General features: G+C 72.2%; 9 protein-coding genes. 2 read left to right on the top strand and 7 right to left on the bottom strand.

Annotated elements, in window-relative coordinates:
• Positions 1–180: 180 nt before the first annotated feature.
• The 3 genes from ACZ38L_RS37105 to ACZ38L_RS37095 all read right to left on the bottom strand — a co-directional run bounded on the left by ACZ38L_RS37105 (position 181) and on the right by ACZ38L_RS37095 (position 2,817).
• On the bottom strand, positions 181–1,083 hold the full coding sequence (locus ACZ38L_RS37105; protein ID WP_465702068.1) for an alpha/beta fold hydrolase: 903 nt from the start codon (positions 1,081–1,083) through the stop codon (positions 181–183).
• Between the two features lie 292 nt (positions 1,084–1,375).
• Positions 1,376–2,152 (bottom strand): SDR family NAD(P)-dependent oxidoreductase, encoded by a 777-nt coding sequence (locus ACZ38L_RS37100; RefSeq protein ID WP_465702066.1) that lies wholly within the window; start codon positions 2,150–2,152, stop codon positions 1,376–1,378.
• A complete protein-coding gene (locus ACZ38L_RS37095) occupies positions 2,149–2,817 on the bottom strand; it encodes a DUF998 domain-containing protein (RefSeq protein ID WP_465702064.1) in 669 nt (222 codons plus the stop codon). The genes ACZ38L_RS37100 and ACZ38L_RS37095 overlap by 4 nt, the downstream gene beginning before the upstream one ends.
• A gap of 110 nt (positions 2,818–2,927) precedes the next feature.
• Here ACZ38L_RS37095 and ACZ38L_RS37090 point away from each other — a divergent pair, with 110 nt between their 5' ends.
• On the top strand, positions 2,928–3,536 hold the full coding sequence (locus ACZ38L_RS37090; RefSeq protein WP_465702062.1) for a TetR/AcrR family transcriptional regulator: 609 nt from the start codon (positions 2,928–2,930) through the stop codon (positions 3,534–3,536).
• Positions 3,537–3,860: 324 nt separating this feature from the next.
• Here ACZ38L_RS37090 and ACZ38L_RS37085 read toward each other — a convergent pair whose 3' ends face one another.
• The 4 genes from ACZ38L_RS37085 to ACZ38L_RS37070 form a co-directional block, all read right to left on the bottom strand.
• Positions 3,861–5,261 carry a helix-turn-helix transcriptional regulator gene (locus tag ACZ38L_RS37085; RefSeq protein ID WP_465702060.1) on the bottom strand — a complete coding sequence of 467 codons (1,401 nt, stop codon included), beginning with the start codon at positions 5,259–5,261 and terminating at the stop codon, positions 3,861–3,863.
• A gap of 90 nt (positions 5,262–5,351) precedes the next feature.
• Positions 5,352–5,612 (bottom strand): hypothetical protein, encoded by a 261-nt coding sequence (locus tag ACZ38L_RS37080; protein WP_465702058.1) that lies wholly within the window; start codon positions 5,610–5,612, stop codon positions 5,352–5,354.
• A gap of 487 nt (positions 5,613–6,099) precedes the next feature.
• On the bottom strand, positions 6,100–6,738 hold the full coding sequence (locus ACZ38L_RS37075; RefSeq protein ID WP_465702056.1) for a hypothetical protein: 639 nt from the start codon (positions 6,736–6,738) through the stop codon (positions 6,100–6,102).
• A 56-nt stretch (positions 6,739–6,794) separates the two neighbouring features.
• Positions 6,795–7,799, bottom strand: a complete 1,005-nt coding sequence (locus tag ACZ38L_RS37070) for a YihY/virulence factor BrkB family protein (protein WP_465702054.1) — start codon at positions 7,797–7,799, stop codon at positions 6,795–6,797.
• Between the two features lie 415 nt (positions 7,800–8,214).
• Between ACZ38L_RS37070 and ACZ38L_RS37065 the strand changes: the two genes are divergently transcribed.
• Positions 8,215–8,997 carry a glycerophosphodiester phosphodiesterase gene (locus tag ACZ38L_RS37065; RefSeq protein ID WP_465702052.1) on the top strand — a complete coding sequence of 261 codons (783 nt, stop codon included), beginning with the start codon at positions 8,215–8,217 and terminating at the stop codon, positions 8,995–8,997.
• The last annotated feature ends 425 nt before the right edge of the window (positions 8,998–9,422 follow it).

The raw sequence follows: 9,422 nt of genomic DNA, 5'->3' as shown, positions 1-9,422 counted from the left end.
GAGTTCGAACGCATCATCAACCAGCAGCGAGCCGAGACCCGACAGAGGGACGAAGCCGCATAGAGACGACTCTACGTTTCCAGGGGATTGACACCTCGACTGTCCCCTTCGAGCGTGTGGCGCCGGTGCCGGAGGGTTCCCGGCGGGCCTGCCGCCTGCCGGGAACGCATCGGGCTGGTGTCAGCGGGCGGTGGTCCGGGCAGCCTGTTCGATCAGGTCGGTGACTGCTCCGGGGTTGGTGAGCATGATCAGGTGGGGGCCGTCCACCTCGACGGTGTGCGCGTGGGCCCGGGTGGCCATGAACTCTTCGAGGGCCGGGGCGATGGCGTGGTCGCCTTCGGCCACCATGTACCACGACGGGATCGTCTGCCACGCCGGCGTGCCGGAGGTCTCGGTCACCGCGTCGAGGCTGAGCGGCCGCTGCTCGGCGGCCAGTGCCTCCTCCTGGTCGAGCGGGAGTTCGTTGTCCAGGAAGACGCTGGGGTACTGGGCCGGGTCGATGGTCAGCTCGGTCCCGGTGGAGCCGTCGGCATTCGGGTAGCTCGTCGCGATGGCAGGAAGCGCGGGGATGGTCTTGCCCAGCTGCGATCCGTTGAGGCCGGCCAGCGAGTCGCCCTTGGCCGGTGCGAAGGCGGCGATGTAGACCAGGGCCTTGATGTTGGGGTCGCCCTGGACGGCGTTGGTGATCACGGCGCCGCCGTAGGAGTGGCCCACCAGGATGACCGGGCCCTGGATCTGCTCCAGGACGCCGTGGATGTACTGCGCGTCCGAGTCCAGGCCGCGCAGCGGGTTCGGCGGTGCCTTGACCGGGAAGCCGGCCGCCTCCAGTCGTTCGATGACCGGGGTCCAGCCGGCGGCGTCCGCCCATGCGCCGTGCACCAGCACGATGGTGGGCTTGACCCCGTGCCAGTCCGCGATGGCCTGGGTCTGTGCCGGGACGGTGTGGGCCTGGACCGCGTTGGCCTGGACCGCGTTGGCCTGGGACGGCCCGGCCTGGGCGCTGGAGGTGAGCGCGAACGTCGACAGCCCGGTGGTCGCGAGTGCCGCCGCGACCAGTCCGGCGATCCGTGCGTTGCGTTTCATCGCAGTTTCTCTCCCGCTTCGGTGTGGGTTTGGGTAGTGCGATTGCGACGTCGGCTCCGCCCGGGGCCGGCGTCCACGGTGCCACGGGTCGAGCCCGCGGCACCACGCCGTGCTTTCGGACAGCCCTCGCCCTCGCGGACCGCTGATGCCCGCCGTCGACCGGAGGCGCCACGCCATGGATCACCGAAGCCCGCTCACAGGCTGGGAATGCGACCACGGCACCGGCTCGCTCCGGGGGATCGACGGCTCGATCGGCCACGCGTAGGGCGCGCCGGTCGGCCCGAGCATGGCCCTATCGGGTGGCCAGGTATCCCCCGTCGACCGGAAGGGTTACGCCGTGGATGTGCGAGGCCTGGCTACTGGCCAGGAACACGACCGCGTCGGCGACCTCGTCGGAGGAGCCCGGCCGACCATCGGGGGCGGTGGCCGCGTAGCCGCGCAGCGCGTCGTGGAACGCGGCGTTCTCCTCGGTCTTCGTCGGTCCGGGCGCCACCGCGTTGACCCGGATGCCCTTGGGGGCCAACTCCGCGGCCCACGACGCGGTCAGCGAGTGGAGCGCCGCCTTGGTCGCCCCGTACAGTGCCGCGACGGCCATGCCGATCGCGCCGTTGATCGACCCGACGTTGACCACCGTGCCGCCGCCGGCCTCGATCATGGCCGGGACCAGGGCCGCGGTCAGCAGGGCTGGTGCCTTGATGTTCACGGCCAGGGCCAGGTCTGCCAGTTGCTCGTCGACCTCGGTGAGCGACTGTGCGGGGATGAGCAGTGCCGCGTTGTTGACCAGCATGTCGATCGGTCCGCCCGCCGCCTCGGCCACGGCCTGTGCCAGGTGCGTGGCCGCCCGGGCTCCTTCGGCCAGGTTGGCGCGTACGAAGTGAGCCTCGCCGCCAGCCGAGCGGATCTCGTCCACCACCTTGTCGCCGGCGTCCTTGTTGCGGCCGGAGACCACCACGGTGGCGCCCTCGCGGGCCAGGGCCGAGGCGATCGACCGGCCGATGCCGGAGGTCGAGCCGGTGACCAGGGCGCGGCGGCCGGCCAGACGCGGCGAACGGTCGGGGAGAGTGGTCATGAGGCGAGCCTTTCGGGGGTGTTGTGGACGGGCGGGAGGGCGTTCCGGCGCGGCGGGCGGATCAGCAGGACCACCCCGAGCATCAACTCGAACGCCAGAATCGTGTACACCGCGATGCGCTCGGGCACTCCTCCATCGGAGTTGTAGAGCGGCCTGTCGGCCTGCAGCAGCACGAATGCGGCCAGTCCGACGACCCCGAGCGCGGTGCCGGCTCTGCGCAGCAGTCGCGAGGCGCCCAAGGCTGCGCCGCGTGTGCCGACCAGGATCGGGATCACGTTGCCAGCAATGATGGCGGTGGCCGCGCCGATGCTGTGGACCACGATCACGCCGTTGTGCAGAGCGGCGGAGGACTCGTGGAAGAAGCCGAGGAGGATCACGCCCACGCCGTGGGCGATCGCCAGTCCGAGCAGCACGCGTTTGAACCGAGCCGCGTTCACGGCACTGAGCAGCAGCACACTGGCTGCGATGAACAGTGCCCCCTGGGCGATGAACGCGGCGTCCATCACCAGGTGTAGCGGCGAGTCGACGGTCCTGCCCTCGAACACGTCCCCGGGTACCGGGTTGCCCAGGTCGCTGATGAAGTCGACGGCGTAGGTGTAGGAAGGGTTGTGCCAGGCCGCGGCGGCGATGTACTCCAGCACCGCGTACTGCACGGCAGCGAGCATGAAGAGTGCTCCTGCGCCGCGTATGCGGGCTACGGGGTTTTGGACTTTCACGTCCATGAGGCTGGCACGCAAAATTTGGACTATCAAGTCCAGAAAGCTAGGATTGCTTCATGCCTACGCGCAAGGGAGAAGCGACCAAGGCCCGCATCGTCGAGGCCGCGGCCGATCTGCTGATCACCGGGAACGACATCAATCTGGACGAGGTCATGCGGCTGACCCGCACGAGCAAGGGGCAGTTGTTCCACTACTTCCCCGACGGCAAGGAGGAACTGCGTCGCGCGGCCGCCCGTTGCCATCTCGCGCGACTGGCTCAGGCTGACGCTCCCGCGGTGCCGCTGGCCACGTGGCAGGACTGGGAGTCGTGGGTCGAGCAGATCCTGCGACTGCACGAGCAGCAGGGGCGCGACGACGCCTGCGAGGTCGCGGCCCTGGCGGGCCGGGCCCTGGACACGGACAGGATCACCCGGGACCTGGTCGGCCGGATGTACGAACAATGGGCCACTGAGCTACGGGATCAGCTCACTGCCATGCAGGCAAGTGGCCTGCTGCGCGAAGGCGCCCCCGTCACCGAACTCGCCTCCACGATGCTCGCCGCACTCCAAGGCGGCGCGGTCATCGACAAGGCGACCGGATCCCACCAGCACCTCGCCCGCGCACTGCAGCAGACCCTCGTCCTGCTCCGCTCCTACGCCGCAAGGCAGCCGGATGGCGAATGCTGAAGATGTCCGCCAGGATCTCGCCGCCGCTATCCGCGCTCATGCCGTGGATGGCTGCTGGATGACAGCGTGGACAAATCTGGTCATAGCCCGTCAATCACGTGCTGACGCACAGGACACATCAGGGCAGGGGGAGCAACTTGCCGCCTCCCTCGGCTGGTTGACGGAAGAGTGGGAGAGCATCTTTTCCCCTCTGGAACCGGATTGCGAGGAGTGATCCGACCGGAGGGCCAGCGCTCGGCTTCCTCGTCGTCGGCGGACAGGACGGCCGAGGTGAGCCGGACCAACTGCAGGCGTGGGGAGAGGGTGAGCCGGTCCGCCGTCGGCTTACGGGGCGGCGCTGTTGGACAGCGCGTCGCGCAGTGCGGCGCGGGAGGTGACGCCGAGTTTGGGGAAGGCATGGTGGAGGTGGTTGCCGACCGTCCTCGGCGAGATGCTCAGCCGGTCTGCGATCTCCTTGTTGGCCAGGCCAGCCGCGGCCAGGTGCGCGACTTCGCGTTCCTGCGCGGTGAGCGTCGGCTGGCTCGGGTGTGAACTGCGGCTTCTCCGCGCGGCGGTGGCGTGCCACTCGGCTTCGGCGCGTTGCCCCCAGGGGCGGGCGTCCAGGCGCTCGAACGCCTCGCGCGCCGTGGTCAATTGCTCACGCGCGCGGGTTGCCGCGCGGGCTCGGCGCAGCCGTTCTCCGTACAGCAGCCGGGTGCGGGCGAGGTCGAAGGGCCACTGTTCTGCTCCCGGCACGCCGACGGCCTGCTCGAAGAGGGCGAAGGCCTCGTCGTCGACTTCGGCCGTGGCTCGGAGCAGGCGTGTACGAGCAGTGCCAGACGGGCGGAGACGCGGGCGAGTCCGGCTTCCCGCGCGGCGGCGGCGTGGGCCGCCGCTTCCGTTCGGCGCCCGGTGCGCGTCGCGGCCTCCACGAGGTCCAGAACGGTCCACAGCGCTTGGGGTGTGTGGGAGGCCAGTTCGCCGGTTCGGCTTATGGCGGCGCAGTGCTGGTAGGCGTCCTCGAAATCGCCGCGGCCGAGCGCGGCCAGTGCGTGTACGTGGTGCGCCATGGTCCGGCCGGTCCGTGCCCCGGTCCGCACGACGGTGCGGGTCATCTCGTCGGTCACCGCCAGCGCTTTCGGCGCGGCCCCGGGCGGCGGCCACCAGCGGCTTGACGTAGCCACCGAGGTTCCAGCAGTAGCGGCGGTAGCCGTGGGTGCGGCACAGTTCGATGCCTTCATCGGCGAGCGATTCGGCCTCGTCCCATCGCCGGTCAGCCAGCCGTCCGCGCACAGGGTCGTGATCGCGCTGATCGCGGCCCCGATCGCCGCCGGCACGCCCGTCCGCGACGACCCGCCACAGTGCTTCGCGGCAACGCCCGGTCCGGTCGACGAAGACGGCCGTGCTGGCGGTCCGCACGATGCACGGCGGATCGAGCTCGCGGTGCAGCCCGTCGATGGCGTCGTCGAGGTGGTCCAGTACGTCGGCGGGGCTACGAGCCGGATCGGCGAAGGTGCTCGCGCACAGCGCCAGGGCCGCAGGCGCACGGTGCGCGTGGCGGGCCATGGCCGCGTGAAACGGATCCCAGTACTCGGCGCAACCGGCGATCCAGCAGACCATGAGCAGGGAGTGCAAGGCTTCGGCCACAGTGGCGTCGGCAGTGCTCCCGTCGCCGGCGTGGTCGCGCAGGGCGGTGACCAGCAGTCGGTGCGCCGCGTCGATCTCCAGGCCGTCGTTGAGTATCACGTGGCCGGCCGCGACGGCCAGACCCAGCGAACCGGTGGACTCCGGGTGCGTCCGGCGGGCGTGATCGAGCAGTTCCGAGGTGTCCGCCAGCTACCCGGTGGCCTCCGCGGCGATCGACGCCGCCGCGGACAGCCGCCGCTCGCGGCTCGCGCCGTGCGGACTGAGGTCGGCGGCGCGGGTGAGCATGGTGACGGACGCATTCGCGTCCCCGCGGCCGAGCATGGTGCGGGCCGCCTGCTCCAGCGACATGGCGAGTGCCTCATCGGGTCCGACCGCGGCCCCGGCGAGATGCCAGGCCCGGCGCAGCGGATCCTCGGACCGCGCGGCCAGCGAGCGATGAGCACCGCGCAATTCCGCGGATGTGGCACCTCGGATGACCGCCCGTTTGATCAGCGGGTGGCGAAACGTGAGGCGTGCGTTGCCCGGCTCCACTGCGACGATTCGGTCGGTCTCGGCCGGTGCCAGGTCGGCCAGACTGTCGGCCGACCCGAGCGAACGCAGCTCGCCGGTGCCGTCCAGCGCGGCGAGCAGCAGCAGATCCCGGGGGCCCGGGGAAGACGCGCCAGACGCTCGGCGAACAGTTCGCCGAGCCGGCGGTCGAGCGGGACACGGTGCGCGGCACTCGTCCCGGGGGCGAGGGGGGCGAGCTCGGCCAGGGCGAGCGGGTTGCCCTCTGCCTCGGTGACCAGGCGTCGGCGTAGGCGGGCCGGGAGTCGCGGGTGCAGGGTGGCGGCCAGCCGGTCGTAGTGCGCCGAGTCACACCGGTGGGGAGCGCTGGGACGTGACCGCGCGGCTGGAACCGTGGCGGGCCCCGAGCCGGTGCGGTGCTCATGGTCGGTCAGCGGTGCGGCGGCCCGGCCGTCGCAGCGGGGGGAGGGGCGAGTGGCGGCAGCTGCCGCATCCAGGTGTCGAAGAGGCCGAGGTCGTAGCGCTCCCGGCGGGCGGGCACGGGCAGGCTGGCGGGCCAGTGCCACATCACCCGGCCCGGGTCCAGCGCGTCGAGGGTCGCGTACCACTCGCGCAGCGGCTCGGCCAGCCGGGCGTGGACGGCGAAGCCGCGCCGGGTACGGCTGGGGTCGCCCTCCTTGCGGCGCAGCAGCTCGGCCGGCTCCGGGATGTGGCGGGTGATCAGGTCGGCGATGCCCAGGCGCCGCTCGGCCGCGGCGCGGCGGACGTGGTGCAGCTGCGCGGCGTATGCCTCCGGTGCGCCGAGGCCGGCCCTGGCCAGGCACCAGCGGTAGTGCAACTTGAGCGGATCGGTGTCGCAGATGGCCAGGCCGGCCGCCTCCTCCGCGCGGCACGCGCGGTGCCAGCGCGCGGCGTCGCGTTCCGTCCAGAAGGCGAGGACCTCCTCGGGTGAGGCTCCGGCGGCCGGCTCACCGCCGCCCGCGGCCTCGGGCACGTGTCGGCGGGGCCCGAACTGCCGGCTGTAGCTGGTCTTTCCGGCGGCGCTCGGTCCTTCGACGACCAGAATCATGCCGCCAGTATCGCAGCGGGACGCCCGGCGGGTACTCAACTGGCCCACTGGAGCGCTCAGTCACAAGAGGGAGTCCCGGCCCCCGACGTCGGGGGCTGAGTGGGGTGCTCGTCGTCGAAGTTGACGTCGATGTGTTCCTCGGGGCGGCGCTCCTCCTGGCGGGCGATGGATTCCAGGACCTTCCGGTCTCCTGCGGTGAGAGGGGGCTGGATCAGGGCGCGCGGCCACAGCCGCCGGGCGAGGACGGCATTCGTCTCCGCGGCGTAGACGGTGACCTCCGCGGCCAGGTAGAGCCAGGACAGCAGCCCGATCACGGTCCCGAAGAACCCGTACACCTGGGTCGCGTGGCGCAGTTGGTGGGTGACCAGGATCGCGCCGAAGGCCTGCAGGAGGGTGAAGAGGGGGCCGGCGACGACGCAGCCGGGAAGCAGGGCGCGGGCCCCGATCCGCCGTGGGGTGAGGACCTGGAAGCAGGCCAGGCACAGGGCGGTGTTCACCAGCGCGGAGAGCACCAGGGCACCCGCGTGGGCCGCCGGTCCGGCCAGCGTGGTGGCCACCAGGCTCGCCGCCGCGGTCGCCACCAGTAGGCCGATGCCCAGGATGACGAGCAGCGCCAGGCTGCGAGCCAGGCGTGGCCAGTAACCGGGCCGTTTGACGCCGGGCACGTTCCACACCTCGGCCATGGTGTGCTGCAGGACCTGCGCGATGCCGAGCGCGCCGTAGAGCATCCCGACGGTGCCGATCGCCAGGGCCGGGCCGCTGCCCCGCAGGGAGTGGACGTTCTGCCGCAGCTGGTCCCCGATGATCGGGAAGTCGGCGAGTGCCGAGTTCAGTACGGCGTGCTGGGCGTCGGGATGGCCGTGCAGGACGAAGCCGAGAACCGTGGACAGCAGGAGCAACAGCGGGATCAACGCGACGAACCCGTAGTAGGTGATCAGAGCGGCCAGCAGTCCGCCGCGGTCGTCGCCGTACTTCTTGACCACGCCGATCACCACCGCCGTGGCGGGGTGGCGCTGCTGGGCGCGGTCGGCGGCTCGCAGGATCCGTTCGACGGGGTTCATGAGCGGGGTCCTCCTCCCGGCGGGCGGCCTTGCCCCCCGACTCCAGGCATGTGCCCGCCGGGGCGGTGGCCTACCGTGCGCCTGGACGACGGGCCGGTCGATCGGGCCCGCGACCTCGTCACCGGCCGCGGAAGGTGCCGACCCGCGGCTTCCCCGGCACCACCATCGTTACTGCTTGACATGATGTGTAATGCTGTAACGCCCCGCACCGGAGAGGCGGCCGTGGGCCCGGGCGCCGCCGCCCGGGCCGTCCAGGAGGAGGTCGAGACCCGCCGCACCACCGGTCCGCGCACCGGCCGGGTCCCCGGCCCCCACCGCGGCGCCGACAGCGGACACGCCTCCAGCCCACCGAGGTGGCCCCGGGCGTTCCGGGGCATCGTCCCGTGCCCCCGCCAGCCCTCTCCGGAGCTCTCCCATGCACCCCTTCCTCGACCACCCGGGGCCGCTCGCCTTCGCCCACCGCGGCGGAGCCCTCGGCAGGCCGGAGAACTCGTTCGCCGCCTTCGAGGCTGCCGTCGCCCTCGGCTACCGGTACCTCGAGACCGACGTGCACGCCACCTCCGACGGCGTGCTGGTGGCCTTCCACGACACCCACCTCGACCGCGTCACCGACCGCACCGGCGCGATCGCCGAGCTGCCCTGGACGGTGGTCAGCGAGGCCCGCATCGCGGGCACCGAGCCCATCCCGCTCCTGGCGGACCTGCTCGACGCCTTCCCCGAGGCGCGCTTCAACATCGACGTCAAGGCGGCTCGCGCCGTCTCGCCCCTGGTCGAGGTGGTCCGGCGGACCGGGGCCTGGAACCGGGTGTGCGTCGGCGGCTTCTCCGACACCCGCCTGGCCGCCGTCCGCGCCCTCGCGGGCCCGGCGCTGGCCACCTCCCTCGGTCCCCGCGAGGTCCTGCGCCTGCGCCTGCGGTCGCTCGCCGGGCCGCTCCTCCCCGGGCGCGGGACGCCGTGGCCCGCGGTGTGCGCGCAGGTGCCCGAACGGCACCGAGGCATCCGCGTGGTGGACCGGGCCTTCGTCCGTGCCGCGCACCGGACCGGTCTGCAGGTCCACGTCTGGACCGTGGACGACCCGACCCGCATCCGGGCGCTCCTCGACCTGGGTGTGGACGGCATCATGGCGGATCGCATCGACGTCCTGCGCGACGTCCTCCGCGAGCGGGGCCGCTGGACCGCCGGCGGCGCCCGGCCGTGACGGAACCGCCGGAGGGCGCGGCGGTGCGCCGCCGCGCCGCGAGGCCGCCCGGCGACCACCAGGTCGCGTCAGCGCGGACCCAGCGTGGCGCCAGCCTCGGCTGACGCGGGACGGCCTGCCGAGAACCGCATCCGGCTACGACGATCGCCGCGTCGTCGCTCACCTCGGAGCCAGGGCCTCCTGACGTTCCGTCGACTCGACCCCACCGGGCTGACATCGGCATACCGGCGGCCGCCGCGGTGCTCCGGGCCGCCGCGGTCTCGGCCGTCCTGCTGGTGGTCGGCGGACCGGCCCCGGCGGCGCCGGGCGCGGTGAGCGTGCTGGCCGCGTTCTGACCCGAATCCGCAGGTAGTCCGGCGAGCGGTGGGCTGATACGGCGACAGGTGCCCGTGCTGGTTTGAGATGATCGAGGTTCTCTACGCCTG

The organism is Kitasatospora sp. NPDC024654 (genome assembly GCF_055559155.1).
Note: the sequence above shows the minus strand (reverse complement) of the source record. Positions and strands in the feature narration are given on the sequence as shown.